At 74.5% G+C, this 26,658-nt stretch carries 21 protein-coding genes; 4 read left to right on the top strand and 17 right to left on the bottom strand.

The window, feature by feature from the left end; translation table 11 throughout:
• Nucleotides 1-9: 9 nt before the first annotated feature.
• From AB0411_RS04245 to AB0411_RS04215, 7 genes are all read right to left on the bottom strand, one after another.
• The gene (locus AB0411_RS04245) at nt 10-1,518 is read right to left on the bottom strand and encodes an FUSC family protein (protein WP_366415693.1); all 1,509 of its coding nucleotides are present in this window, start codon (nt 1,516-1,518) and stop codon (nt 10-12) included.
• Nucleotides 1,519-1,806: 288 nt separating this feature from the next.
• On the bottom strand, nt 1,807-3,762 hold the full coding sequence (locus AB0411_RS04240; RefSeq protein WP_366415692.1) for an acyltransferase domain-containing protein: 1,956 nt from the start codon (nt 3,760-3,762) through the stop codon (nt 1,807-1,809).
• A gap of 274 nt (nt 3,763-4,036) precedes the next feature.
• On the bottom strand, nt 4,037-4,306 hold the full coding sequence (locus AB0411_RS04235; protein ID WP_260634712.1) for an acyl carrier protein: 270 nt from the start codon (nt 4,304-4,306) through the stop codon (nt 4,037-4,039).
• Nucleotides 4,307-4,317: 11 nt separating this feature from the next.
• Complete coding sequence (locus AB0411_RS04230) at nt 4,318-5,571, bottom strand: ketosynthase chain-length factor (RefSeq protein WP_366415691.1); 1,254 nt, start codon at nt 5,569-5,571, stop codon at nt 4,318-4,320.
• Nucleotides 5,568-6,833 carry a beta-ketoacyl-[acyl-carrier-protein] synthase family protein gene (locus AB0411_RS04225; RefSeq protein ID WP_366415690.1) on the bottom strand — a complete coding sequence of 422 codons (1,266 nt, stop codon included), beginning with the start codon at nt 6,831-6,833 and terminating at the stop codon, nt 5,568-5,570. The genes AB0411_RS04230 and AB0411_RS04225 overlap by 4 nt, the downstream gene beginning before the upstream one ends.
• A 297-nt stretch (nt 6,834-7,130) precedes the next feature.
• On the bottom strand, nt 7,131-8,729 hold the full coding sequence (locus AB0411_RS04220) for an acyl-CoA carboxylase subunit beta (RefSeq protein WP_366415689.1): 1,599 nt from the start codon (nt 8,727-8,729) through the stop codon (nt 7,131-7,133).
• A gap of 99 nt (nt 8,730-8,828) precedes the next feature.
• A complete protein-coding gene (locus AB0411_RS04215) occupies nt 8,829-9,623 on the bottom strand; it encodes an AfsR/SARP family transcriptional regulator (protein WP_366415688.1) in 795 nt (264 codons plus the stop codon).
• 267 nt (nt 9,624-9,890) lie between these two features.
• Between AB0411_RS04215 and AB0411_RS04210 the strand changes: the two genes are divergently transcribed.
• The 4 genes from AB0411_RS04210 to AB0411_RS04195 all read left to right on the top strand — a co-directional run bounded on the left by AB0411_RS04210 (nt 9,891) and on the right by AB0411_RS04195 (nt 14,499).
• Nucleotides 9,891-10,154 (top strand): hypothetical protein, encoded by a 264-nt coding sequence (locus AB0411_RS04210; RefSeq protein ID WP_366415687.1) that lies wholly within the window; start codon nt 9,891-9,893, stop codon nt 10,152-10,154.
• A 4-nt stretch (nt 10,155-10,158) separates the two neighbouring features.
• Nucleotides 10,159-12,450 carry a TOMM precursor leader peptide-binding protein gene (locus tag AB0411_RS04205; RefSeq protein ID WP_366415686.1) on the top strand — a complete coding sequence of 764 codons (2,292 nt, stop codon included), beginning with the start codon at nt 10,159-10,161 and terminating at the stop codon, nt 12,448-12,450.
• Between the two features lie 146 nt (nt 12,451-12,596).
• Complete coding sequence (locus AB0411_RS04200; RefSeq protein ID WP_366415685.1) at nt 12,597-13,832, top strand: sensor histidine kinase; 1,236 nt, start codon at nt 12,597-12,599, stop codon at nt 13,830-13,832.
• A gap of 52 nt (nt 13,833-13,884) precedes the next feature.
• Nucleotides 13,885-14,499 (top strand): response regulator transcription factor, encoded by a 615-nt coding sequence (locus AB0411_RS04195; protein WP_086717492.1) that lies wholly within the window; start codon nt 13,885-13,887, stop codon nt 14,497-14,499.
• Between the two features lie 38 nt (nt 14,500-14,537).
• On the opposite strand, the gene AB0411_RS04190 is transcribed toward AB0411_RS04195, so the two are convergent.
• From AB0411_RS04190 to AB0411_RS04145, 10 genes are all read right to left on the bottom strand, one after another.
• Nucleotides 14,538-15,374, bottom strand: coding sequence for a 4'-phosphopantetheinyl transferase family protein (locus AB0411_RS04190; protein ID WP_366415684.1), 837 nt, complete (start codon nt 15,372-15,374; stop codon nt 14,538-14,540).
• Nucleotide 15,375: 1 nt separating this feature from the next.
• Nucleotides 15,376-16,626 carry an acyltransferase domain-containing protein gene (locus AB0411_RS04185; protein ID WP_366415683.1) on the bottom strand — a complete coding sequence of 417 codons (1,251 nt, stop codon included), beginning with the start codon at nt 16,624-16,626 and terminating at the stop codon, nt 15,376-15,378.
• A 57-nt stretch (nt 16,627-16,683) separates the two neighbouring features.
• Complete coding sequence (locus AB0411_RS04180; protein ID WP_366415682.1) at nt 16,684-18,393, bottom strand: acyl-CoA dehydrogenase family protein; 1,710 nt, start codon at nt 18,391-18,393, stop codon at nt 16,684-16,686.
• Nucleotides 18,390-20,132: a fatty acyl-AMP ligase gene (locus AB0411_RS04175; RefSeq protein ID WP_366415681.1), complete on the bottom strand. Its 1,743-nt coding sequence runs from the start codon at nt 20,130-20,132 to the stop codon at nt 18,390-18,392. The genes AB0411_RS04180 and AB0411_RS04175 overlap by 4 nt, the downstream gene beginning before the upstream one ends.
• 130 nt (nt 20,133-20,262) lie before the next feature.
• A complete protein-coding gene (locus tag AB0411_RS04170) occupies nt 20,263-20,463 on the bottom strand; it encodes an acyl-CoA carboxylase subunit epsilon (protein WP_366415680.1) in 201 nt (66 codons plus the stop codon).
• Nucleotides 20,464-20,603: 140 nt separating this feature from the next.
• On the bottom strand, nt 20,604-21,233 hold the full coding sequence (locus tag AB0411_RS04165; protein ID WP_366415679.1) for an antibiotic biosynthesis monooxygenase family protein: 630 nt from the start codon (nt 21,231-21,233) through the stop codon (nt 20,604-20,606).
• The gene (locus tag AB0411_RS04160) at nt 21,220-22,191 is read right to left on the bottom strand and encodes an aromatase/cyclase (RefSeq protein ID WP_366415678.1); all 972 of its coding nucleotides are present in this window, start codon (nt 22,189-22,191) and stop codon (nt 21,220-21,222) included. The genes AB0411_RS04165 and AB0411_RS04160 overlap by 14 nt, the downstream gene beginning before the upstream one ends.
• A gap of 170 nt (nt 22,192-22,361) precedes the next feature.
• Nucleotides 22,362-23,396, bottom strand: a complete 1,035-nt coding sequence (locus tag AB0411_RS04155) for a ketoacyl-ACP synthase III family protein (RefSeq protein WP_366416290.1) — start codon at nt 23,394-23,396, stop codon at nt 22,362-22,364.
• Nucleotides 23,397-23,459: 63 nt separating this feature from the next.
• On the bottom strand, nt 23,460-25,109 hold the full coding sequence (gene cimA / locus AB0411_RS04150; protein ID WP_366415677.1) for a citramalate synthase: 1,650 nt from the start codon (nt 25,107-25,109) through the stop codon (nt 23,460-23,462).
• 350 nt (nt 25,110-25,459) lie between these two features.
• The gene (locus tag AB0411_RS04145; protein ID WP_366415676.1) at nt 25,460-26,524 is read right to left on the bottom strand and encodes a glucose-1-phosphate thymidylyltransferase; all 1,065 of its coding nucleotides are present in this window, start codon (nt 26,522-26,524) and stop codon (nt 25,460-25,462) included.
• Nucleotides 26,525-26,658: the final 134 nt, after the last annotated feature.

The following is a 26,658-nucleotide window of genomic DNA, read 5'->3' as shown; positions in this document are numbered from 1 at the left end:
GCCCCTTGGTCAGGCGTCGACCAAGGGGGCGCGAGGGGAGCTGCGCAGGGGTGCGGAGAGTTCGGCCAGCGCCCGTTCCAGGCCGTGGAGGTGGACCAGCGCGGGTTCCGCGGCGGGCGGGTGCGCCACGGAGACGGTGGCGGCGGCCGCTTCGCGTGTCCCGTGCGGGGTCGTCAGGGCCTCGACGGCGGCCTCCACGCGCTGGCAGGCGGCGGTGAGCCGGGCGTCGTGCGACGCCTCCGGGTCGGCGGCGATGGAGGCCAGTCCGCGGACCTCGCGGGCACAGTCGTCGAGCAGCGCCAGCACCTGGCGCGCCCGTGCCTTGCGGGCGCGCAGCGGGCTCAGGGGGTGCACGAGCGGGGAGAGCGACAGGCGCACCCGGCCCAGCAGCGGTTCCAGTTCGGCGACATGGGGGGCGGGGTCGGCGGTCGGGTGGCCCGCGAGACGGGCGGCGGCCTCGGCGGTGCAGTGGTGGACACAGCGCAGGGCACGCTGGATCCAGGCGTCGGTGGTGGCGTGGGTCGTGACGGGCAGCACGAGAACCACCGCCAGCGCCGCGCCGAGCGCCCCGACCCCGGTCTCCGCGAGACGCAGTGTGAGCAGGCCGGGATCGAGCACGCCCAGGAGTCCGTAGAGCAGCGTGGCCATCAGCGTCACCGCGAGCATCATCCACGTGTACGAGACGGCGGCGGTGTAGAAGATCCCGAAGACGCTGACCGCGATCAGGGCCACCGTGGGGACGGGGGCGCCGTGCAGCGGGACGGCGACGAGCAGGCCGAGGACGATGCCGATCACCGTGCCGAGGGTCCGGCGGAAGCCGCGGACCAGCGTCTCGCCGCGCGAGGTGGTGTTCACGAAGATCCACCAGGTCGCGCCCACCGCCCAGTACCAGCGCTGCTCGGACAGCAGCTGTCCCACGACGAGGGCGAACCCGCTGCCGGCGGTGGCCTGGATCGCCTGGCGGGTGGTCGCGCGGGCGAGCCCCCTGCCGCCCGGCGGGGCCGGCAGCACGGCCGGGGACAGCCGGCGCTCGTAGCACCACACCCCGAAGCGGACGGTCGAGGAGGCGGCCAGGGAGAGGGCGATCGCGGCGTACAGCTCGGGCAGCCGGCCGGGCACCGTGTGCAGGAACTGCGCCGCGAAGAAGGTCATGAACGCGAACACCCCGAGGGAGTGGCCGCGCGGCCCCCAGCGGCGGGCGTAGACCCCGGCGCCCACCACCGCGGCGAAGACCAGGCCCCGCCCGACCGGATGGTCATGGAGCACCGCGGCGGCGGCCAGCACCGGGAAGCCGACCGCGGGCAGCAGGGCGGTGGTGACCATCTGCGCACGGACCGTCGTGTCGGTGACCGTGAAGAGGGCGAGCAGCGCGGCGAGCCCGCCGGTGATGGCCGCGACCAGCGAGTGCCCGGCGGCACCGCAGACGGTCACCGCCAGGCCGATGCCGAGGACGGACCGGGCGGCGCTGCGCAGCCGCAGCCGGCCCGGATCCGGAGCCACGAACATCCTCTTCAGCACGGTTTCCGCCCCTTCGCCGTTCCCGCATGAAAAAGGCGCCGCGGAGATCCGCAGCGCCATCGACGGGACCATCAGAGCATCCCGTCGGCAGATTGCTCAACAGAGACCACGAAGACTGTGCCATTGGTACAGCACCGTGGGCTCCGGTCGGGCCAGGAGGAAGCCATTGGGCGGGAGCGGGGCGCGGGGGCAGCGCGCGGGGCGGGGTGCCGCTGCCCGGCGGGGCCGGCGCGAGGGAGCCGCGACGGGGGGCGGCGCGGGCCCGCCGTCCCCCCGTGCGCGGTGGCCTCAGCCCGCGACGCCCACCGGGGAGCTGCCGGCCCGGGTGGCGGGGGCGGTGGGGGCCTCCTCCGCGGCGCAGGTCCAGAGGCGGGCCAGGGCCTCCCCCTTGAGCCGGTGACCCTCCTGCCAGAGGCGGCCGGCCGCGGTCAGCACGGCGTGCCGGTCGGCCTCCGGGCTGACGGGGCGGGCGGGCAGGAGGGGGACGACGGCCGAGGCGCCCAGGCGGACGGCCCGGTGGCGGCGGGCGAAGACGGTGAGGGTCTGCCGGGGGCCCGCTTCGAGGAGGAGCATGTCGTCGGCCGCCAGCAGCTCGTCGAGGGCGGGCTGGAAGAGCACCGGGTCGGTGATCTGCCGGGCCCAGAAGCGGGGGCTCACCGCGTCGTCGGGCCCCAGCGGCCCGCCGGTGTAGCCGGAGTAGAGGGGCAGGTCGGGGGCGCGGAACGGCATGCCGGTGTAGGCGCGCTCCACCGCGGCCGACGCCGGGGCCATGGCCGGGCTGTGGAAGGGGCTGGTGGCGGGCACCGTGACGACGGTGTGCCCGTCGGCGCGCAGCGCGGCGGCCGTTTCCGCCAGCGGCGCGGTCGACCCGGCCAGCATGGTCTGGCTGGTGGCGTTGACCGCGGCGACGACCACATCGGCACGCAGATACGGACGCAGGGCGTCGGCGCCGGCGGCCACCGCGAGCATGCCGCCCGGGGGGATCCGTACCGCCGCGACGACCCGCTCGCGCATCATCGCGACCGCGGTGCTGAGCGGCACCACCCCGGCGAGGACCGCGGCGACCAGTTCGCCGGCGCTGTGGCCGAGCAGGGCGGCCGGGCGGATGCCCCAGCTGAGCATCATGCACCCCAGGCCGTAGTCGACCGCGAAGAGCAGGGGCTGGGCGCGGCGGACGTCGTCGATGGCGAGGGCCGGGGTGTCGGCGAGCCAGTCGGTGCGGATCGCGGGCCCCTCCGGGCCCATCAGCTCCAGTACGGCATCGACGGCGGCGGTGAAGACCGGCTCCCGGCCGTAGAGTCCGGCGGCCATCGCGGTGTGCTGGGAGCCCTGGCCGGGGAAGAGCAGGGCGACCGGGCGGGGGCGGGGCGCGTGCACGGCGCGGGCCGCGGCGACCGCGGCGGGGGCCCGCTCGGCGGTGGTGACGGCTCCGGCGCGGACCGGCCCGGGGGCCTGGCCGCAGGGCATGGTGGCCGGCAGGGCGGGGAACGCCTCCGGGAACAACCCGTCGAGCAGCGGCGCCAGTTCGCGCCGTACGCGCTGTTCCTCCGCCGCGTTGCCCCCGGACCACAGCAGCAGGCGGGGCGCCGCGGGGTCGGTGAGCCGGCGGCTGTGCCGGGACGGCCGCAGGACCGGCTCGTCCGCCGGCCCCGCACAGCCGTCGAAGTCCAGCACCCCCAGCACACTGTCGTCGGCGGCGACCGCTTCGGCCGCCCGCCGGAGGGTCTGCACGGTCACGGCCCGGCCCAGGGGCTCCTGGAAGCCCGCAACCAACGCCAGGTCGGCGCGCTGGGCCTGGAGTTCGTGGTGGGCCAGGTGCAGGGCGTGGGCGGGGGAGGGCGCGGTGCGCACCGGGATGCCCTCGTACGCGGCGGGGAGGGCGGTGAGCGGGGCGGTGGAGCCGATGAACACGACGGTACGGGGCGGCAGTTCGCGGGACCGGCCGCCGAAGGCGTGCAGCACGGCGGTGACGGCGCTGGGCGGGAGGGCGCGGGCGGCGGGTGCGTCGGGGACGGTGCGGAAGTCGGCGTCGGTGACGGTATCGATGACGCCGGCCGGGGCGGCGGTGGAGCCCTCGGGGGCGCCGGAGGAGTCGGGCGCGGCGGGGGCGGCGGTCGTGGCGAGGGCCGCTGTGTCGTCCTCGGTGGCGGTGGCGGCCGGAGGGTCCGTCTCGCCCGTGAGGGGTGGTGACTTGGGCGTGATCTCCAGCCTTCTGGTCACCGCGGTCTGGTTGGCGAGAGACATGGGTGCCCTCCTTCCGGGCGGGTGCACATGGCGCGTGGGGCGGGTGGTGCGCGGCGGGCGGACGCCGGACGGGCGGTCCGCCGGGCGGTGGGGCGCGGACGGGACGGCACGGGGAGGGCTGCGGCACGACGAGGGGTACGGGACGGGGAGCCTGCGTGGCGGGGGCCGGCGGTGGTGCGGGCACCCGCCACCAGGCAGCCTCACTCCTCGGGGAGCGGCGCCGAAGGCGGCCCGTCCGGCCGGGGGAACCGGGATGGCCGCCTTCGACGCCTGATCATGCGGCCGGCGCGGTGCCGGCGTTGATGAGGTCGAGCAGGGCGCGCGGGGTCTCGGCGTCGACGACCGCGTCGTCCGGGATCTCCACGCCGTACTCCCGCTGGATCTCGCCGATCACCTGGAGCAGGGCGAGGGAGTCGTAGCCCAGCTCGATGAAGGGCGTGTCGATGACGTCGCCGTCCAGGTCGACGCCCTCCTCCTCGCCCGCGCTCTCCCGCAGCATCCGGGTCAGGTCGGTGAGGGTGACGTGGGTGGTGGTGATGGGCATGGCGTGTCCTCTCAGTCGTTCCGGCCGGATGCCGGGTCCGTCGTCGCGGCATGCCGTCGTACGACGAGGGCCGCGTTGAAGCCACCGTGGCCGCGGGCGAGCACCAGCGCGGCGCGCAGGTCCTGCTCCCTCGGTGAGCCGGTGACCAGATCGAGGGGGAAGTCCGTGGCCGGGGCGGCCACGTTGACGGTGGGGGGAATGACGCCGTCGCGGAGGGCGAGCAGCGCGGTGGCCGCGTCCAGGGCCGCGCCGCCGGCGAGCAGCCGCCCGGTCATGGTCTTGGGGGCGGTGACGGGTACGGCCCGCGGACCGAAGAGGGCGGTGATCGCCTCGGCCTCCTCCCGGTCCGCTTCCGGTACGCCCGCGGCGTCGGCGAAGACCACATCGATGTCGGCGGGCGCGAGACCGGCGTCGGCCAGCGCCTGGCGCGCGGCCCGGCCCAGACCGGGCGGGCGGCCGGTGCCGGGGGCCGGGTCGAGGGTGGCGGCGTACCCGGCGATCTCGCCGTAGATCTGCCGCGCGCCGCGGTCGCAGGCGCTGCCGGCGTCCTCCGTGACGAGGATCGCCCCGCCCTCCCCGGCCACGTATCCGCAGGCCTCCGGCGAGAACGGCAGGAAGGCACGGGCGGGGTCGCCGACGGTGCTCATCCGCCCGGAGGCGAGCTGCGGCACCCAGCCCCAGGGACACAGGGCCGCGTCGACGCCGCCGGCGACGACCAGCGGGATGCCCTTGCGGATGTGCCGCCGGGCGTGGCCGAGCGAGTCGATGCCGCCGGCCTGTTCGGTCAGCAGCACCCCGCTGGGGCCGCGCATCTTGTGCCGGATGGAGATCTGGCCGGTGTTGACGGCGTAGAACCAGGCGAACGACTGGTAGGCGCTGACGTACTCCTTGCCCTTGCTCCACAGGTTCTGCAGTTCGCGCTGGCCGAACTCGACGGCGCCGCCCGAGGCGGCGGTGACCACCCCCATGCCGTATTCGGGCAGGGCCGCCGCGTCGACCCCCGCGTCGTCGATGGCCCAGGCGGCGGCGGTCAGGGCGAGGCGCGTCATGTGGTCGGTCTGCGGCATCAGCCGGCTGGGGATGTGCTCCTCGGCGACGAACCCGGGGACCTCGCCGGCCAGCGTCGCGGGGTACTGCGAGGCGTCGAAGCGGGTGACCGGGCCGATGCCGGAGCGGCCGTCCAGGGTGGCCTTCCAGTAGTCCTCGGTGCCCAGGCCGTTGGGCGCGGTGATGCCGATGCCGGTCACCACGGTCGTGGCGGTCATACGGCGCTCCTCTCCGGGCGGGCCAGCACCATCGCGCTCTGGAATCCGCCGAATCCGCTGCCGACGCTGAGGACGGTGTCGGTCTTCTGCTCGCGGGCGGTGAGCGGGATGTAGTCCAGGTCGAGTTCGGGGTCGGGCTCGTGCAGGTTGGCGGTGGGCGGCAGCACCGAGTGCTCCATGGCCAGCGCGCAGGCGGCGATCTCCAGCGAGCCGATCGCGCCGAGCGAGTGCCCGATCATGGACTTGATGGAGCTGACCGGGGTGCGGTGGGCGTGTGCGCCGAGGCTGCGCTTGAAGGCGCCGGTCTCGTGCCGGTCGTTCATCTTGGTGCCGGAGCCATGGGCGTTGATGTAGTCGAGGGCGGTGGGGTCGATCCGGGCCTCGGCCAGGGCGGCGTCGATGGCCTGGGCCATCTCCCGGCCGTCCGGCTTGAGTCCGGTCATGTGGTAGGCGTTGCAGCGCGCGGCGAACCCGGCGATCTCCGCGTAGATGTGGGCACCCCGCGCCCGTGCGCTCGACAGCTCCTCCAGGACCAGGACGGCGGCGCCCTCGCCCAGGACCAGCCCGCTGCGGGTGCGGTCGAAGGGCCGGCAGGCGCTCTCCGGGGTGTCGTTGCGCGGGGTGGTGGCGTGGATGGCGTCGAAACAGGCGGAGGTGATCGGGGAGATGGGGGCCTCGGTGGCGCCGGCGATCATGACGTCGCAGGTGCCCTCCCGGATCAGCTCGACGGCGTGGCCGAGGGAGTCGAGGCCGGAGGTGCAGCCGGTGGAGACGACGGCCGCGGGGCCCTCGGCGCCGGCCGCCATGCCGACCTCGGCGGCCATCGAGCTGGGCACGAAGTGCCGGTAGAGCTCGGGGACCGCATAGGTGTGGTCGACCTGCCAGCTGCGTCCGCCGTTGCTGACGACGACGTATTCGCGCTCCAGGCTGGTGGTGCAGCCGACCGCGCTGCCCAGGGAGGTGCCGATCCGGCCCGGGTCGACACCGGCCGTCTCCAGGCCGCTGTCGGCGAGCGCCTCGCGGGCGGAGACGACCGCGAACTGCGCGGCACGGTCCAGCCGGCGGATCTCCTGGGGCGTCAGCCCGGCGGCCGCGGGGTCGAAGTCGCATTCGGCGGCGACCCGCGAGCGGAACGGGGAGGCGTCGTAGAAGGTGATCGTGCGGGTCGCCGACCGGCCGGCGGTCAGCAGGTCCCAGTAGTTCTTGATGCCGACTCCCCCGGGCGCCACGGCCCCGAGTCCTGTGATGGCGACTCTGCGCATCGCCGCTACCTCGCCTTCGACGGGGCCGGGTACCCCTGCGGGTACGGGCCTGACGGAACGTTGCGGGCCACGGTGTTCCCTTCGGTCGGTCCGCTCTCGGTGAGCCCGGCGGCCGGGGCCGGGCGGGGATCCACCCGAGCGCCCCGCCGCCGCGGCGGACAGCTTCGGCGGCCGCTGGTGGCGCTCCCCCGCTGTCGGCCCCGCCATGGTTCGGCCCTCGCCTCGATACCCGCTCGTATGTGCGTGGATCTGCCGACGGGAGTGCCGTAGGCGCTGGTCAGCGCGGTGCGGGCGGTCTCAGGTCGGGACGATGCCGTGCTTGCGGTCGGGCAGGTCGGCCTTCTTCTCGCGGAGCATGGCCAGGGACCGCGCCAGCACGCGCCGGGTGTCGCCGGGGTCGATGACGTCGTCGACGAGGCCGCGCTCGGCCGCGTAATAGGGGTGCATCAGCTCGGACTTGTACTCCTTGACCAGCCGCTCGCGGGTGGCGTCCGGGTCGGGGGACGCGGCGATCTCGCGGCGGAAGACGACGTTCGCCGCGCCCTCGGCGCCCATCACCGCGATCTCGTTGGTGGGCCAGGCGAAGGACAGGTCGGCGCCGATGGACCGGGAGTCCATGACGATGTACGCGCCGCCGTAGGCCTTGCGCAGCACGAGGGAGATGCGGGGCACGGTGGCGTTGCAGTAGGCGTGCAGCAGCTTGGCGCCGTGCCGGATGATGCCGCCGTGCTCCTGGTCGACGCCGGGCAGGAACCCGGGCACGTCCACCAGTGTCACCAGCGGGATGTTGAAGGCGTCGCAGGTGGTGACGAAGCGGGCGGCCTTCTCCGAGGCGTGGATGTCCAGCACGCCGGCCAGGGTGTTCGGCTGGTTGGCGATCACGCCGACGGTCCGCCCGTCGATCCGGGCCAGGGCGCACACCACATTGCGGGCCCAGCCCTCGTGCACCTCCAGGTACTCGCCGTCGTCGACGATCTCCTCGATCACCGCGCGGATGTCGTAGGCCCGGCCGGGGTCGGCGGGGACCAGGCCGGTGAGCGCGTCGGTGCGCCGGTCCGCCGGGTCCTCGCCCCGTACGGGCGCGGCGAGTTCACGGTTGTTGCGGGGCAGCAGCGACAGCAGCCAGCGCACCTCTTCGAGGCAGGCGGCCTCGTCGTCGAAGACGAAGTGGGCGACGCCGGAGGTCTCGGCGTGCACATCGGCGCCGCCCAGACCGTTGTGGGTGATCTTCTCCCCGGTGACGGCCTGGACGACGTCCGGCCCGGTGATGAACATCTGGGCGGTCTCGCGCACCATGAACACGAAGTCGGTCAGCGCCGGGGAGTAGGCCGCGCCGCCGGCACACGGGCCGAGCATCACGGAGATCTGCGGAATCACCCCGGACGCGCGGACGTTGCGGCGGAAGATCCCGCCGTAGCCGGCGAGTGCGGTGACGCCTTCCTGGATGCGGGCGCCCGCGCCGTCGTTGAGCGAGACCAGCGGGGCGCCGGACGCCTCGGCGAGGTCCATGACCTTGTGCACCTTCGTCGCGTGCGCCTCGCCCAGCGCCCCGGCGAACACCCGGAAGTCGTGGGCGTAGGCGAAGACGGTGCGGCCGTGCACCAGGCCCCAGCCGATGATCACGCCGTCGCCGTGCGGCTTGCGGGACTCCAGGCCGAAGCCGGTGGCGCGGTGCCGCCGCAGCGGTTCGATCTCGGTGAAGGTGCCGTCGTCGAAGAGGAGTTCCAGCCGTTCGTGCGCGGTCAGCTTGCCCTTGGCGTGCTGGCGGCGGGTGGCGGCCGCGTCGGGGCCCCGGCCGACCTCCTCCTTGAGGCGGTGCAGCTCGTCGGTGGCGCGGCCCAGGTCGGGGCGCGGCGGGGTCAGCGGCGGCGTCGCGGTTTCCTGAAGGATCGTCATCGGCCGAACGTAGGAACGCCGGCTCGAACTCCGCTGGAGAGCGCGGCGGCGCCGCGGTCGGGCGCGGCCCGCCCGCCCGGCGGCGGCCGGGGTCCGCCGTCAGCCGGTGGCGGTCAGCGACTGTCCGAGGCCGATGTCGCCGGACAGCACCGCGTGCTGGAGCTGCTGGAGCCGGGCCGACGGCTCGATGCCGAGCTCCCCGACGAGCGCCTCGCGCAGCCGCTGGTACGCCTCCAGGGCACGCCAGGAGCTGCCCGAGCAGTGCAGCGCGGTCATCAGCTGGGCGCAGAAGTTCTCGTGCATGGGGTTCCGGGCGGCGAGGAAGCAGAGTTCGGGCACCACCTCGGTGTGCCGGCCGAGCTTGAGGTCGGCGTCGATCCGGCGTTCCAGGCAGGCCATCCGGTCCTCCTCCAGCCGGAGCACCTCCAGTTCCAGCACCCCGCCCACGGGCACGTCGACCAGCGCGGGCCCCTGCCAGACGGCCAGCGCCTTGCCCAGCAGGGCGGAGGCGGCGGCGTAGTCGTGGGCGTCGTAGGCGCCGCGTCCCGACAGGGCGAGCTGCTCGAACTCCTGGACGTCGACCTGGCCGGGCTGGATCTGGAGGAGGTAGCCGCCGTGCTGGGTGACCAGGACTTCCTTGGCGTTCCGCACGGGGTCGCCGTCCAGGGCCACCGCGATCTTGCGGCGCAGCTGGAGGATGTAGGTCTGCAGGGTGGTGGCCGCGCTGCGCGGCACGTTCTGCCCCCAGATCTCTTCCATCAGCGTGGGCACGGTCACCACATGGTCGCCCTGCAGGGCGAGCAGCGCGAGTATCTGCCGCGGTTTGGCGGCGCTGGGCACCAGCGAGACACCGTGTTCGTGGGCGGTCAGCGGGCCCAGAACCTTGATTTCCATGAGTGCTCTCCCCTCGTGAGTCACAACCGCCGGCCACGGGGCCGCGGGTCATCTCGAGCTTCAAGCGAGGTTCGCACCGGGGAGCGCGCGAGCCCAGTGAGCCACTCATGAGCACAATCATGAAAATGTCATGCCGATGTGGTGAACCAGGCACTGGGGCCCTGCCTCCGGCGCCCGCAGAATACTGCCTCACCGGACGCCGGGCCGTCGTGCCGAGCAGTTCAGGCCACCCTGGACGGCCCATCCGACAACGGAGGGAACAGTCACATGCCCGCGATGCACCGGACCATGCCTGCCCGCCCCGCGGCCGACGCCGCCGATCTCTCCCGCTTCGCCGAACTCGTGGCCCGCGCGGGCCTGGAGCCCGACCTGAAGCGCCGCTACACCACCGACCCGGCGGCCGTGTTCGCCGAGTTCGGGCTGCTGGGCGCGGAGCCCGTCTACACCGCGCCCGCGCTCGTCATCGAGGATCTGGGACGGCCGGACGCCACGGCCACCGCGCTGCTGACCGGTATCCCGTACGCCGTCTGACGCCGTGGAGACCACGGAGCCCTTCGTCGGCTTCCGCCGCCATCTGCGTGCCGAGGTGGTGCCCGACGATGCCACCTACCTGCTGTCCGAACGAGGGGTCACCGCACTGTTCGGGCGGCCCGCCGAGGTCGTCGCGCCGCTGCTCGACGGCACGCGGACGCTGTCGGAACTGCTGACGGAGGCGGCCCGCGAGCTGCCCGCGGTGCAGGCCGGCGCGGTGGTGGCCGAGCTGGCGACGGCCGGGCTCATCGGCTACCGCACCGCGCCCGGTGCGCCCTGCGACGGTGCGGCCGCGGCGTTCTGGGACCTGGCGGAGGTCTCCGGCCTGCGGTCCGCGCCGCCGCGCCGCCGGCCGACGGTCGAGATCCTGACCGTGGGCCGGGGTGCGGCCGATCCGCTGCGCGCCGCATGCGCCGAATCCGGCCTCACGGTGGCCGCGCCCGGCCCCGGCGGCGGCCCGTCCGCGGGCACGGCGGATCTCTCCCTGGTGCTCTGCGACGACTATCTGGCCCCGGACCTGGCGGCCGTCGACACCTGGCACCGGGCGCAGGGCCGGCCCTGGCTCCCGGTGCGGACCGGCGGCGCCGAGCCGTGGGCCGGGCCGGTCTTCCGGCCGCGGGAAGGGGCCTGCTGGCACTGTCTGGCCCATCGGCTGCGCGGTCACCGGCGGGGCGAACTCGCGGTGCAGCGCGCCCTGGGGGCCCACCGCCCGGTGGCGGCGCCCGAGGCCTCGCTGGCCGCCGGGCGCGCGATGGGCCTGCAGTTGGCCGTGCTGATGGCGGCGACCTGGCTGGGCGGGGTGCGGCGGGAGAGCCATGACGCGATCTGTGCGCTGGACACCCTGACGCTGCACACCCGCCACCACGCCGTGCACCGAAGACCCCAGTGCCCGGCCTGCGGTGACCCGGCGCTGGTGGCGCTGACGGTGTGCCGGCCGGTGGTGCCGGTCTCCCGCCCCAAGGCCGCGCACGGCGGCGGCAACCACCGGGCGCTGCCCCCCGAGCAGATGCTGGCGCGCCACGGCCACCTGGTCGGCCCGGTGACCGGCGTCGTCAGCGAGATCCGGCGGGCGGACAACGCCCCTGGCGCGCTGCACTGTTACACCTCGGGGCACAACGTGGCGCTCGGCGGCGGGCTGGGCTGGCTGCGCGGCGGACTGCGCAGCCTCAGCGGCGGCAAGGGCGTGACCGCGGTGGAGGCACAGGTCAGTGCGCTGTGCGAGGCCGTGGAGCGCTATTCGGGGACGCGTCAGGGCGATGAGCCGGTGATCCGGGACTCGCTGCGGGCGCTGGGCGGCGACGCGCTGCACCCCAATCGCTGCCAGCTGTGGGCCGCGCGGCAGTTCCGGGACCGCGCGCGGTGGAACGCGACCGCCTCGCCGCTCCAGCGGATCGCCGCTCCCTTCGACACCACCGCCCCCACCGAGTGGACCCCGGTGTGGTCGCTGACCCACGGACGTCAACGCCTGCTGCCCACTTCGCTGTTGTACTTCGGCCCCGGCCCGGACGGCAGGCCGCCCGCCGTGCCGGCCGACTCCAACGGCCGCGCGGCCGGCAGCAGCCTGGAGGACGCCGTCGTGCAGGGCTTCCTGGAGCTGGTGGAGCGGGACGCGGTCGCCCAGTGGTGGTACAACCGGACCCGGCACGCCGCGGTGGACCTCGCCGCCTTCGACGAGCCGTGGATCGCCGGGCTGCGCACGGCCTACGAACGGGATCTGCACCGCGAGGTGTGGGCCCTGGACCTCACCTCGGACTTCGGCGTTCCGGTGGTGGCGGCCGTCTCCCGGCGGCGGGACAAGGCCGCGCAGGACATCACCTTCGGCTTCGGCGCGCACTTCGACCCGCGGCTGGCGCTGCGCCGCGCCCTGACCGAGATGAACCAGTTGCTGCCGCCCGTGCTGGGCGCCCGCGAGGACGGCACGGGGTACCTCACCCGGGACCGTGATCTGCTCGCGTGGTGGACCGGGGCGACGGTGGCCGGGCAGCCGTATCTGCTGCCGGACGGCGGGCAGAGCGCGCGTACACCGGGGAGTTACGGCTACCGGCCGCGGGCGGATCTGCGCGACGACATCGAGGCGGCGAAGCAACTGGTGGCCGCGCGGGGGCTGGAGATGCTGGTCCTGGACCAGACCAGGCCGGACGTCGGGATTCCGGTGGTGGCGGTGCTGGTTCCGGGGCTGCGGCACTTCTGGGCGCGGTTCGCCCCCGGCAGGCTCTTCGACGTTCCCGTGGCCGAGGGGCGGCTGTCGCGCCGGACCCGCTACGAGGACCTCAACCCCGTCCCGCTCTTCGTGTAGAAGGGCCCGCACGACGGCCCGCGGGCCATATGCCAGAGGCCCCGCCCACCTCCGCAAAACCCGCTCCACGGACGGTCAGGACGCGGGTTTGGGCCATACTATGCTTCACGTCCGAGAGCCGCGCAGCCAAGGCACGGGGGGCATACATGGGTGTCACCGGCGTTCCGTCCGGTGCCGGCGCGGAGCCGTTACCACAGCGATCGCGGTGGCCCGCAGGGCTGCCCGACCGTGACCTGCCGGCCCCGCGGCTCGCCCGGACCATCACCATCGTGGTCCTGCTCTGCCTGTCGATCGTGGTCTCGCTCAACTCCCTCGAGTACAGCGCCAATATGCCGACGCTGGCGGCGTCGGTGGCCATCGTCCTGGCCGTGTTCTTCCTGCAGTTCCTGCACTCCTCCTCCCGGGCCCAGCGCTGGACCACGCGGACCCGGGTCCTGATGCTGCTGACCCAGGCGGTGTTCACCTACGCGCCCGTCCTGATCTTCCACCGCACCTGGGTCAGCATGACCGGTCCGCTGGCGGGATCGATTCTCCTGCTGGTGCCGTTCCCGCGGGCGTGGATCCCGTTCGCGGCCACCGTCGCCGTGCCCGCCTCCTTCCAGCTGGTGGTGTCGCTCAGTTGGCTGGAGACGTCCTATCTGATGCTGTCGACGCTCTTCACGGGCCTGGTGATCTACGGCCTGTCCCGGCTGACCGACCTCGTCCAGGAGGTGCACCGCTCACGCGCCGAACTCGCCCGGCTGGCCGTCTCGCAGGAGCGGCTGCGCTTCTCCCGGGACCTGCACGACCTGCTGGGCTACAGCCTCTCGGCGATCACGCTGAAGAGCGAGCTGATCTACCGGCTGGTGCCCGGCCGGCCGGAGCAGGCGCGCGAGGAGGTCGCCTCGCTGCTGGACATCTCCCGTCAGGCGCTGTCGGATGTGCGCATGGTGGCCAGTGGGTACCGTGACATGTCGCTCGCCGCGGAGGCGGAGTCGGCCGCGGCGATCCTGGCCTCGGCGGACGTACGGGCGGAGGTCGAGATCGCCTGCGGACGGCTGCACCCGGTCATAGACACCGTGCTCGCGACGGCCCTGCGCGAGGGCGTCACCAACATCCTCCGCCACAGCAAGGTCGAGACCTGCCACATCAGCGCCGTCACGGAAGAGGAGCGCGTGACGCTGACCCTGACCAACGACGGCGTGCCCGACGACCTGCCCGCGCTCTCCCCCCACAGCGGCAGCGGCATCGGCAATCTCAAGGCCCGGCTCGGTGCGGTCGGCGGGCGGCTGGAGGCGGAACGGACACGGGACGGCTGCTTCCGGATGATGGCCGAGGCGCCGACGCGGCCGATCGCCGCGCGCACCACGCAAGACCGGATGGCCGCGAGACCCGCGGCCTGATCGATGACTGCCCGGCCGCGGCCGGGCACCTGCCGGCCGGGGGAGACCTGCCATGCTCGCCGTCAAGATCCTGCTCGCCGAGGACGTGCACATGATCCGCGGTGCGCTCATCGCCCTTCTGGAACTGGAACCGGACCTGCGGGTGATCGCGTCCGTCGACCGCGGCGACAAGATCGTGGAAGCCGCGCTCGCCAGCCGGCCCGATGTCGCCGTCGTCGACATCGACCTGCCGGGCATCGACGGGCTGACCGCCGCCGCGGAACTGCACCAGCGCCTCCCGGACTGCCGCACGCTGATCCTCACCAGCCTCGGCCGCCCGGGGACCCTGCGCCGCGCGCTGGCCTCGCAGGTGACGGGCTTCCTGCTCAAGGACGCGCCGCCCGACCAGCTCGCCCAGGCGGTGCGGAGCGTGGCGGCGGGGCGGCGGGTGATCGACCCCCAACTGGCCCTGGCCGCCTGGGACTCCCCGGAGAACCCGCTCTCGCCCCGCGAGCTGGAGGTGCTGCGGCTGGCCGCGCGCGGCGCGGACGCCGCGGAGATCGCCGGCTGCCTGTTCCTGTCGCAGGGGACCGTCCGCAACTACCTCACGGCGATCGTCGCCAAGCTCAACGCGCGCAACCGGATCGATGCGGTCCGGATCGCCGAGGAGGCCGGCTGGATCCCGTGACGGCGGCCTCCGGCGGCGGGGACGGGGCCGGCGCGGGGTCAGCCGGTCGTGTCCAAAAGGGCGTCCAGCAGTCCGGCGTCCAGGGCCGTCTGGACGGACAGGTCGGTGCCGTCGCCGAACCCCGCGTCCTGCACGGCGGCGCTGACCACGTACTTGCCCTCGACGGCGAAGGTGGCGAAGACCCAGTCGTCGGCGCCCGCGTCCCGCCCGTCGGGCCCGACCAGCCGGGCCCAGGTGCCGTCCAGGGCGAAGCCGAACTCGGTGAAGCGGAACCGCAGCCCCTGCCCCAGCGCCTTGCTGTACGCCTCCTTCAGCGTCCACAGCCGCACCAGCGTGTCGTTGCGGTCCCGGCCGTCGGCCGCGTCCAGCCGCTGCCGCTCGAAGGGGGTGCAGCCCTGCGCCTCCGAGCCGGTGCCGGCCATCCGGCGGGCCGCCAGCTCCACGTCGACGCCCACCCGCCCGCGGCTGGTGATGCCCACCACCATCACCTCCTCGGTGTGGCTGAGGCTGATGTCGATCTGGTCGCACCCGCGCACGAAGGGCCGGCCGCCGGGCTGGTAGGCCAGGTCCACCAGGTCCGGCGCGGTCTCGATGGCCACCGCGGCGGCGTGGCGCAGCAGCAGCCGCGAGGCCAGGAACCGTTCCTTGGCCCGGGGGTGGGTCAGGGTCTGGTAGCGCTGCCAGTCGCGGCCGAGGACGGGCCGCACCCGCGCCACGTCCTGGATGTGCGGCAGCCACTGCGCCAGCAGCCCGTAGACGAGGACCACACCGGTGGCGGACAGGTCGTCATGGACGGTGTGCCACGGTCCCTGCGGTCCGGCGACGGCCCGGGGGCGGCACGGCGGGGGCCCGGCAGCGGGGGACGCCGGTGCCATGTCAGGCCCGTACCAGGGGGTCGGACAGCGGGCCCGCGTCCAGGGCGGACAGCACGCCGGCCAGGTCGACGGCGTTGCTCTCCGGGCCGCGGCACACTCCCAGGCAGACCGGGCCGGCCGAACCGCCCATCCTCCGGACGAACGGGGTGAGCACCACCCGCGGGCCGATCTCCACGACATGGCTGGGCGTCTCCTGGTCGAGGAGCTGCCGTGCCGCGTCGGCGAACCGGACCGGGGCGGTGATCTGCCGGCTCCAATACGGCGCGTAGAGCGGCTGGGTGGTGAGCCTGCCGTGGACGGTGGAGTAGTAGGGCAGCTGCGGGGCGCCGCCGGGCAGCCGGCGGGCGACCGCCTCGAAGCGCGGCAGCATCGGCTCCATCAGCGGCGACTGGAAGGGGTGCGAGACCTCCAGCAGGGTGCAGCGGATGCCCCGTTCCTCCAGCCGGCCGCGGACCCGTTCGAGGCCGGCGCGTTCCCCGGACAGCACGGTCGCCCGGGCGGCGTTGACCGCGCCGATGACGACGCCCGGCTCACCGGCGATCGCCTCGGTCGCCTCGTAGGGCGCGGCGCAGGTGGCCATCATGCCGCCGTCCGAGGACGGCAGGTACTGCATGAACGCCCCGCGCAGGGCGACGAGTTTGGCGGCGTCGGCGAGCGGCAGCGCCCCCGCGGCGGTGGCCGCGGCGTACTCGCCGATGCCGTGGCCGAGCACCGCGACCGGCCGTACCCCGGCCTCCTCCAGGGTGCGGGCGAGGGCGTACTGCACGGCGAACAGCGCGGGCTGGGTGAAGGCGGTCCGGTGGATGCGGCGGTCGCCGCTGAGGATGAGGTCGACGACGGACCGGCCGGTGTAGGGGCGCAGGACGTCGGCGGCCTCGTCGAGGTAGCCTCGGTAGCCGGTGGAGTGCATGTACAGGCCGGCGGTCATCCCCGGGTGCTGGCAGCCCTGGCCGGTGAAAACGAAAGCGGCGCGGATCCGCCGGCCGCCGCAGGGCCGGATGTCGCGGAGCTGGAGGTAGCGGGTGAGTTCCCGCACGGTGGGGTAGTCCCAGATGTCGGTGGGGTCGATCAGCGGCCCGAACTCCTCCTCGATGTCGCCGTAGAGGCTGAGCGCCGCCACCGAGTCCAGCCCGTACTCCGCGAAGGCGACGTCGGCCGCGACCGGTCGGCCGAGGTAGTGCCGCAGGCGCGCGGTGAGCCAGCCCTCGTAGTCCGGTTCGTTCGGCGGGGTGGACGGGGGCGTGTTGTGCATGGCGGGCTCCTCGGGGCAGGTCGGGTACGTCGGTACGGCGACGGGGTGCGCGGGTGGTCAGGCCAGCGCGGATCCGTACAGGTCGTAGCTGCGGCGGCCGTGGAGCCGGGCCAGCACCTCGGCCAGTACGCGTTCCTCGTCCGCGGCCGGGCGGTCGGGCAGCGGCAGGCCCAGGCGGCGGCCGAGGCGGTAGAGCGCGGCGGTCGCCCAGGACGGGTCGGCGAGGAAGGCGTCGGTGCCGGCCTGCTGTTCGTGCCACACGCCCAGGCAGGCGGCCGCGGTCAGCACCAGGGAGTAGCGGTCGGCCAGGCCGAAGGCGTGCGGGCTGGCGAGCGCCTTGCGGTCGTCGGGGGCGATGTCGGTGAACGCCTTGCGCAGGTCGGCGAGTTCGCTGGTGAAGGCGCGGGCGAGGAACCGCAGGGTGCCGTCCCGGGACGCGTCCGCGGTGCCCTCCAGCCGGTCGGTGCAGGCCACCAGGGTCGCGGCGAGCGGATCGCCGTCGCCCAGCAGCGCCGGCTGCGACAGGTCCAGCGGCGGCAGTCCGTCGTGGATGCGGAAGAGCGCGGCCGGTGCCTCGGGGTCGGCGAACCAGGCGTTGCGGGCGAAGTACGGCAGCTGCGGCAGCAGGCTGACCTGCCGGCCGGCGCTGCCGGCGTGTCCGAGCGAGGTGACCGGCAGGTCCCGCAGCTGCTTTTGGAACATGGCGTACGCACCCGCCTCGGCGAAGGTCGCCTTGCCCAGCACCGCCGACATCTCGTCCATGGACTCGGCCAGCAGCTTGGGGGCCTGGTAGGCGGCAGCGGCGGCGTAGGCGCTCATCTGGCGGGGCAGCAGGTGCAGCGCCCGGGTGGCGACGGCGGCCAGGCAGTCGCTGAGCAGCAGGTCGAGGAACGCGCCGGTCAGCACGTCCCGTACGTGCCGTACGTCGAGCGAGGAGCGGCCGTCGGCGCGGCGCCGGGTGGCGAACCGGGCGACGGTGCGCAGCGCGGTGTCGGCGCCGGACAGCACGATGGACGGGATCAGGCCCCGGATGACGAGGGAGGAGCGCAGGCTCAGTTCGTAGCCGTCGCCGAGGGAGCCGACCAGCGCCTCGTGCGGGACGACGCAGTCGGTGATGCTCAGTCCGCTGAAGTCGGTGCTGCGCATGCCGTTGGTGGCGCGGCGGCCCAGGTTCCGCACCCGCCCCGCGGGCAGCCGGTCGCGGTCGAGCAGCAGCACCGAGTGGGTGCGGCCCCTGGTCTCGCCGGTGCGCGCGAACACCACCAGCCCCGCGGAGCGGGCGGCGTTGGCGATGACGGATTTGCTGCCGTGCAGCCGGAGGCCCTCCGCGACGGGCTCGGCGGCGAACTCCTCGCGGACGAACGCGTTGCCGTGGGCGACCTCGTGCCGGGCGACCGCGATCCGCCGGCCGTCGAGCAGCAGCCGGGCGGCCAGCGCGCACTGCTCGTCCGTGCCCCCGGTCCACACCGGAACGGCCGCGAAGAAGCAGTTGAGTCCGTAGCCGAAGCCCAGGGAGGCGTCGCGGCGGAAGACCGGGCGCAGCACCCGGCCCAGGACGTCCATCCGCGCCAGCCGCCCGCCGTGGTGTTCGGGCACGAACTCGGCGTCGAAGGCGAAGGAGTCCAGCACCGCTTCGGCCGCTGCCGGTGCCTCGCCCGCCGAGTCCGCGGCGAGCAGGGCGTCCTGGCCGCACGGGTTGCCGGGGTCGTCCAGCGGGCCGAAGGCGGACTCCAGCCGGTCGATGCGGTCCTGCGCCGGGCCGCTCACCGCAGGCTCCCGGCCGGCAGCAGCTGCTGGACCTCGGGCTCGATCTGCTGGTGCAGCGGCCGCAGTTCGCCCTGGAGGAACAGCCGGCGCATCGCGGCGCGTTCGACCTTGCCGCTGGTGGTGCGGCGGACGGTCCCGGGCCGCACCAGCAGCACCGCACCGGCCCGTACGTCGTACTCGTCGGTGAGGGCCGCCCCGACCGCGGAGGTGAGCGCGGCCAGGTCGGTGTCGTAACGACTGCCGGCCCGCAACTCCTGCACGACGACGACGCGTTCGCGCTCGCCGGGGACCACGAAGGCGGTGGCGGCGCCGAACAGGGCGCTGAGGCGCTGGACGGTGGTCTCCAGGTCCTGCGGATAGAGGTTGCGGCCGGCCACCACGATCATGTCCTTGAGCCGGCCGGTCACATACAGCCGGCCGTCCTCGCGGGTGCCGAGGTCGCCGGTGCGCAGGTGGCCGCCCTGGCCGGCCGCGGTGGTGCCGTCGAAGGCCGCGGCGGTCTCGGCGGGGCGGCGCCAGTAGCCGCGGGCGACGCTGTCGCCGCGCAGCCAGATCTCGCCGATGCGGCCGTCGGGGAGCGGCCTGCGGGTGGCCGGGTCGACGATCAGCAGGGTGCCGTCGGCGGGCTCGCCGCAGTCGGCGAGCAGACGGCGCGGTGCGTCCTCGGCGGGGGCCCGCAGCTCATGCGCCTCCAGGGCGGTGGCGTCGGCGGTCAGTTCGCGGCGCTCGGTGCCGGCCGGGGCGCCGGACACCAGCAGGGTGGCCTCGGCCAGGCCGTAGCAGGGGGTGAGCACCCCGGGGCGCAGGCCGGCCGGGGCGAACCGTTCGGCGAAGGCGCGGAGGGTGGCCGGGCGCACCGGCTCGCCGCCGCTGACCGCGATCTCCCATCCGGACAGGTCCAGGCCGGCGAGCTGTTCGTCGGTGACGCGCCGGACGCACAGGTCGTAGGCGAAGTCCGGGGCGCCGCTGACGGTGACGCGGTGCTGCCCGATCGCCTCCAGCCAGCGCGCCGGGCGGCGGACGAACGCCTCGGGCGAGAGCAGCACGCTGCTGCCGCCGAGCCACAGCGGGTGCAGCAACTGGCCGATCAGGCCCATGTCGTGGTGGAAGGGCAGCCAGCCGCCGAGGCGGGCGCCGGGCAAGGTGTGCAGCACCCGGCTGATCGCCCGCTGGTTGGCGAGGAGGTTGTCGTGGGTGACGATCACGCCGCGGGGTTCGCGGGTGGAGCCGGAGGTGTACTGGAGGAAGGCGACCGTGTCGCCCGGCAGATCCGGTTCCTGCCAGGCCCCGGAGGCGGGGACGACCTCGGTGGCGAGGCAGGGGATGTGGCCGTGGCCGTGCCGGGCGAGCAGCCGGGAGACGTCCGGCGCACCGGCTCCGTCGGCCAGTGCGAGGAGCGGCGCGGCGTCCTTGACGATGCCCGCGAGGCGGGCTTCGAGGTGGCCGCGGCCGTCGGGCGGCGGTACGGGGACGGCGAGTGCGCCGGCGTAGAGGCAGGCCAGGAAGCTGATGGCGAACAGCCGGCGGTCGCTGTGCACGACCAGCACCCGTTCGCCGGCCGCGCCGCGGTCCTGCAGCCAGCCGGCCAGGCGGCGGGCGCCCTCGTCCAGCGCACGGTAGGTCACCACTTCGGGCTGTGCCCGGCCCTCGTACTCGGGCAGCACGATCAGTGCTTCCCGGTCGGGCGTCTGGGCGGCCCTGGAGCGGACGAGCTGGGCGAAGTCGTGGTTGCCGTTCAACGCCTCCCCCTCCCATGTCGTGGTGTACGGGCCCCGGTCGGCCCCTGCGGCGGTGCGGTGCGGTCGCCGGGCGCGGCTCCGCCGGCGGGGTGCGGGTGCCGGTGGTGCGGTGCGCGCGGCGGCCGCGGGGTCATGGCGTGGACCAGCCGACGGGTGCGCGGCGCGGGCGGTTCGCGCGGCCCCATCCGGCGCGGGGCACCGGCGGCTCGCCGGCCCCGGGTCCGGCGCTCTCGCCGGCCCGCAGCACGGCGAGCAACACCGCGGTGACGGCGGCGAGTTCGGCCTCGTCCGGTCTCCCCCGGACCACGGTGAACCGTATGTCGTTGGCCATGCCCGCAGGATGCGCCGCGGCGCTCGAAGGGCGCTCGTGTCCGCCCGGGAAGATCGCTATACGCGGACCCTGTGGGGCGGGAACGGCCGGAGCCGAGGACCGGTGGGTCCTCGGCTCCTGCGGTGCGCGCGGGTGCGGCGTCAGCCGATGACGCGCTGGTAGGCCATGTGCACGGTGCGTTCGGTGGTGACGTCGGCGATCTCGGAGACGTCCCTCAGCCGGTCGCCGGCCTGCGGGTCGGCCAGCGCGGAGACGCAGGCATCGCCGTTCCGCCACCACGACAGCCCGACGTAGGTCGTGGGGCTGAGGGTGGAGCGCAGCAGGTCGCTGCCGCCGAAGCCGTCGAGCCGGGCCCAGCGCCGGGTCAGTTCCCCGAAGCGGCGCTCGAACTCGTCGCCGGAGCCGCGGACCCTGGCGTGGAGGAGGACGACGTCCGCGTCGCCGACGGCGGCGTCGTCGTGGAGCGTGCGCCCCACGCTGACGGCCTGGTCGGCCTCGGTCTCCACCAGCGCTCCGAGGCGGCGCACCCGGTCGAGGAAGGTGTCGTCGTGGACCACGTCCAGAAAGTCCCGCAGGCTGCGCCAGTGCCCCAGGTGCACATACGTCTGCGCCTGCTCGACGAGCCGGACGGTGACCAGGAAGTCGAACCCGCGCTGGCGGCGCAGGAACTGGGAGTGCTCGTGGAACTCCCGCTCGAACGTGCCGGTGTCGCCCTTGACGCGGAACCGGTTGATGACGGTGACGGGCCCGTTGAGGTCACGTCCGGGCATGTGCTTCCTCCGCGAACTGCTTGGCGTGGCGCAACGTGGTCGAGCTGTTGGTCCCCAGTGCCTTGCGCACCAGGGTGCGGGCCTCTTCGAGCGTCGCCCCGGGTCCGAGCGTCTGGCGCACCCCCTCCGGATCGAGGGTGACGGTGTGCCAGGAGGTGGCGGTGACGCCCGTGCCCTGCGGCGTGATCTCCCAGCGGCCGGTGTGGCCGGCCATGGCGACGGGCACCCGCAGCTGCTTGTAGACGATCTCCGCACGGTCGGCGAAGCAGATCCGCACGGACGTGGTGTTGTGGGTGGAGCCGTCGGGGCTGCGGGTGTCCATGTCCAGGTGCTGGAGGCCCGGTTCGTCCTCGGTGAGCCGGAGCCGCGCCACGTGCGGCAGCCGCTCGGGCCACCGGTCGGCGCGGTCGAGGAAGGCGAAGACGTCGGCGGCGGACCCGTCGACCTCCACCGAGTCGCTGAACGTGAAGGTGGTCTCCTGGCACCGGCCGGCGAGTTCGGCGGCGTTCTTCAGCGCCTCCAGTTCGGCGCGGCTGTTGCGGTCGACCGCCTGCTCGATGAGGGCGACGGCGGCCGGGTCGTCGCCGACGGCACGGTAGTCGTGCAGCAGCACCACCCGGCAGCCGCCGTCGTCGTCGGGCCGTATCCGCCAGGTGCCGCCCATCGACGCCACCGGCGCGGCGGAGACGACCTGGCGGAAGGTGATGGTGTGGGCGGCGGGGTCGAGGGTGCGGCGGGAGGTCCAGTTGCGCACCTCGCCGTTGGCGAACGCCCAGATGTGCAGCAGTTGTTCGCCGCGGGCCTCCTCCAGCACCTCGACGTGCACGGTCGGCCCGAACACCTGCGGCCAGGCGGTGACGTCGGCGACCAGGGCGTAGACGGTGCCGGGCGGGGCGGCGACCGTGACGGTGTGCTCGGTGACATGGGTTGTGCCGGTGGTGGTGACGGTCGGCGCCACGGCGGACCTTCCCTTCGTTACGCGCCGCGCAGGCGGCGGCAGCAGACTGGCAGGGGGGACTTGAGCGGAGCTGGAGCGCGGGTCGGACGGTGCCCGGACCGGCGGCGGGCCGGACCGGGGCCAGGGGGGGAGGGCGGCGGCCGGCCGGGGAGTCACCCCGCCGGGCGGGCTCAGGCCGTTGCCCAGGCGGGGCGGTCGCAGATCTCCACCACGGCGGCGCCCCAGCTGTAGCCGGCGCCGACGCCGATGAGCACGAGCCGGTCGCCGGGCCTGGCCCGGCCCGAGGTGACGAGGTGGTCCAGGCCCGCGAACTGGTCACCGGCGCCGAGGTGGCCGACGGTGCGGCTCCACTCCCAGGTGGTGCGGGCCGGGTCGATGCCGTAGGGCCGGTAGTAGATGGCCTCCAGCCGGCGGCGGCCGAAGTGCGGCAGCACCACCCACTCCGCCTCGGCCAGCTCCAGGTCCGCGTCCGCCAGGGCCTGTTTGACGACGGTGCGCTGGCCGGCATTGGCGCGGCTGATCGCGAAGGACATGCCGACCCGGCCGACGAAGACGCGCTTGGCCTCCTCGAAGTCGACCGGGGTGCGGTGGCTGAAGGGGGCCGGGCCGAAGGGTTCGTCGCCGCGGTGCATCGGCTCCAGTTCGGGGTCGGCGAGCAGCGCCAGCGACCGCAGCCGGGCGAAGCCGCCCTGCCGGGAGAGCACCAGGGCGCTCGCGCCGTCGGCGTAGGGGGTGCCGGGGTCGGTGCGCCAGCGGTCGATGCCGGGCGCGCAGAACCGGTCGGCGGCGCTGAGCAGGGCGTCGCGGCGCCCGGCGGCCGCGGTGAGGTAGGCGGTGGCCAGGTCGAGGGCGGCCATCCCGCCGTTGGACATCTGGCGGATCTCGATGGCCGGGCAGGTGTTGCCGACCGCCTCGCGCTGGATGTACGAGGCGACCGGCCACAGGTCCTGGCCCTGGTGGTAGGTGTCGGCGTGCAGGATCAGCGCGATGTCGCCCGGGGCGGACGCGGCCCTGGCGAGGGCCTCCCGGGCGGCCGCCGCGCCCATCTCGGCGGCCGACTCGTCCGGTGAATGGGCCACCGCCAGCATGCCGGTGGCCCGGGCCACCTGGGGCGGGCAGCTTCCGTCGGCGACGGCGTCGGCGATCGGTAAGGAGGAGGGCAGCCTGGTCGCGGTCCCCCGGATGAAGATGTCGTCCACTCGCACAGCCACTCCTGGAGTGTGGTTCGCGGCCGGCGCGGCCGGGTGTCCGGCGGCGCCCCGGCGGATTCAGTCGGCAACGGCGGCGGTCGGCAGTGCCCGGCGGCGCTCACCGCCGGTCCGCGCACCGGACAGCAGCACGTAACGGACCGCGTCGAGCAGGGCCCGCCAGGACGCGGCGACGGTGTTCTCGTCCACGCCGACGGTCCCCCAGCGGCGCTGCCCGTCGCTGAAGGTGACCAGCACCCGGGCGGCCGCGCCGCTGCCGTCGCCCGCCCCGGCACTGCCGGGCAGCACCCGTACCCGGTAGTCGACGACCTCCAGCGCGCCGAGCTCCGGGAAGAACGGGTCGAGGGCGGTGTGCAGCGCGCGGTCCAGGGCGTTGACCGGTCCGTTGCCCTCGCCGGCGGCGCTCAGCGGGACCCCGTCGACCCGCAGCCGCACCGAGGCCCGGGTGCGGGTGCCGCCGCCGGGCCGCCGGTCCACCCCGACCCGCCAGGTCTCGACGTCGAAGGGGCACTCCAGCGATCCGGCGACGGCTCCCTGCAGTTCCTCGCGCAGGAGCAGTTCGAAGGAGGCGTCGGCCGACTCGAAGCTGTACCCGCGCATCTCCAGGTCCTTGATGCGGGCGGCGGCGCGGGCGACCGGCTCGGAGCCGGCCTCGACGTCGTAGCCCAGTTCGCGGGCCTTGAGCTCCACGGAGGAGCGGCCGCCCATGTCGGAGACGAGGGTGTGCATCGCGTTGCCGACCAGCGCCGGGTCGACGTGCTGGTAGAGGCCGGGGTCGACGCGCAGCGCGGAGGCGTGCAGCCCGGCCTTGTGGGTGAACGCGCCCGCGCCGACGTACGGGGCGGCGGCGCGCACCGGGATGCCGGTCAGTTCGGCGATGGACCCGGCGGAGAGGGTCATCTCCCGCAGCTGTTCCAGGGAGACCACCTCCAGTCCGCGCTGGAGCAGCAGGTTGGCGGTGACGGTGAACAGGTCCGCGTTGCCGCAGCGTTCGCCGTATCCGTGGGCGGTGCCCTGGACGTGGTCGGCGCCGGCGTCGACGGCGGCGAGGGTGTTGGCGACCGCGCAGCCGGAGTCGTCGTGGCAGTGGATGCCGAGGCGGACCCCGGTCGCCGCGCGGGTGTCGTCGACGACCGCGCCGATCCGGTCCGGCAGTCCCCCGCCGTTGGTGTCGCACAGCACCACCGCCTCCGCCCCCGCGTCGGCGGCGATCCGCACCACCTCCAGGGCGTACTCGCGGTTGAGGCGGTAGCCGTCGAAGTAGTGCTCGGCGTCGACGAAGACCCGCCGGCCGGCGTGCACGAGGAAGCGCACCGTGCTGCCGATCATGGCGAGGTTCTCGGCGAGCGTGGTGCGCAGGGCCAGTTCGACATGGCGCGGGTGGCTCTTGGCGACGATGGTCACCACCTCGGTGCCCGCGGCGAGCAGGGCGCGCACCTGGGGGTCGTTGGACACCATGGCACCCGGCTTGCGGGTCGCGCCGAAGGCGGTCAACCGGGCGTTGCGGAGCTGGAGTTCCTGTGCGGCGCGACGGAAGAACTCGGTGTCCTTGGGGACCGCTCCCGGCCATCCCCCCTCGATGAAACCGACGCCGAAGGCGTCCAGATGGCGCGCGACGGCGAGCTTGTCCTCCACCGTGAGCACCATGCCCTCCTGCTGCGTTCCGTCGCGCAGGGTGGTGTCGTAGAGCTGGAAACGCTGGTCGGCCATGGCCCCTCCGTCTCCCTGACTCACGCCGCTCTCGGTCAGGCGGCTCGGAGCGGTCACGGTCGGGCGGCGGGGTGGAGCGGGGATGGAGGGCCGCTCAAGCCGGTGGGGCGGGAGCGGCGGGGCGGCCGGGCGCGGGCCGTCACAGGCCGGCGCAGGCACTGCCGGCGCGGGGTACGGGGAGAGAGGGCGACGCGCCCGCACGGCGGCGCGGCGACGTGCCCCGGTGGGCATGCCGGACGGCTGCCGTGGCCATCCGACAGCCGGGTGGCAGCGGTCGGGTTGTGCGCTCCCGTCGGCCGCGGTGCGAGGTGGGTGAGCGCGCCCCCGGCCGGGGAACGCTCACCCATCCCTCAGGCGGCGACCTCGACGCTGGAGTGGTCGCCGACGACGAGACGGGAGCAGCGGGTGCGGACGGCCGAGGTGACCGTCGCGTCCCGGCCGATGACCGAGCCGCGGACACCACCGACGCGCCGGACCGTGGCGCCGTCCAGCATGATGGAGTACTCCACCTCCGCCGCGGTCAGCACACAGTCCCGGCCGATGGAGGTGTGCGGGCCGACGTGGCTGTCCTCGACCACCGTGCCCGCGCCGATGATGACCGGGCCGGTGAGGCGGGAACGGACGACGCGCGCACCCTCCTCGATCACCACCGGGCCGCACACCTCGCTCGCCCCGTCCACCGTGCCGCGCATCGACGGCGCGAGCCGGTCGAGGAGTTCACGGTTGCAGTCGAGGACGTCCTCGATCTTTCCGGTGTCCTTCCAGAAACCGGAGTAGATCCGCGCCCGCACCTCCGCGCCGCGGGACACCATCCACTGCAGCGCGTCGGTGATCTCCAGTTCACCGCGGGCACTGGGCTCGATGGCGGCGACCGCCTCGTGCACGGCCGGGGTGAAGAAGTAGACGCCGGTCATCGCGAGGTCGCTGCGCGGCTCGGCGGGCTTCTCCACGAGCCGCACCACCCGGCCGTTCTCGTCGATCTCGGCGACCCCGAACGCCCGGGGGTCCGGCACCTTGTGCACCACCACCTGGGCGGCGGGCCGGTCGGCCCGGAACTGCCGGGCGATGTCCGCCACGCCGTCGGTGAGCATGTTGTCGCCCAGGTACATCACGAAGTCGTCGTCACCGAGGAAGCCCTGGGCGATGGTGATGCAGTGCGCCAGGCCGAGCGGTGCGTGCTGCCGGATGTAGGTGAGCTCGACGCCGAGGCCGGTGCCGTCGCCGAGCGCGGCCACGATCTCCTCGCCCCGGTCCCCGACCACCACGCCGGCCTGGGTCACGCCGAGGGCGCGCAGCTCCGCCATCACATGGACGAGCACCGGGCGGTTGGCGATCGGGATCAGCTGCTTGGGCATGGAATGGCTGAACGGGCGCAGCCGGCTGCCCAGCCCGCCGGCCAACACGAGTGCCTTCATGGGAAGTCCTTCCTCACCGCGTCGCCGGCCGCCGCTGCACGGCGGCGGCGGGCCTGTGACCTAGCCGGCGCAGAATGCGGCGGCCGGGTCGCGGCGCGCTCAACCCCCGCTGGTTCTCCCCGCTTCGTGACGCC

The sequence above is a fragment of the Streptomyces angustmyceticus genome, assembly GCF_040701845.1.
Taxonomy (GTDB): Bacteria; Actinomycetota; Actinomycetes; order Streptomycetales; family Streptomycetaceae; genus Streptomyces; species Streptomyces angustmyceticus_A.
The sequence above is the reverse complement of the archived record's forward strand: the minus strand, read 5'-3'. Positions and strand labels throughout refer to the sequence as shown.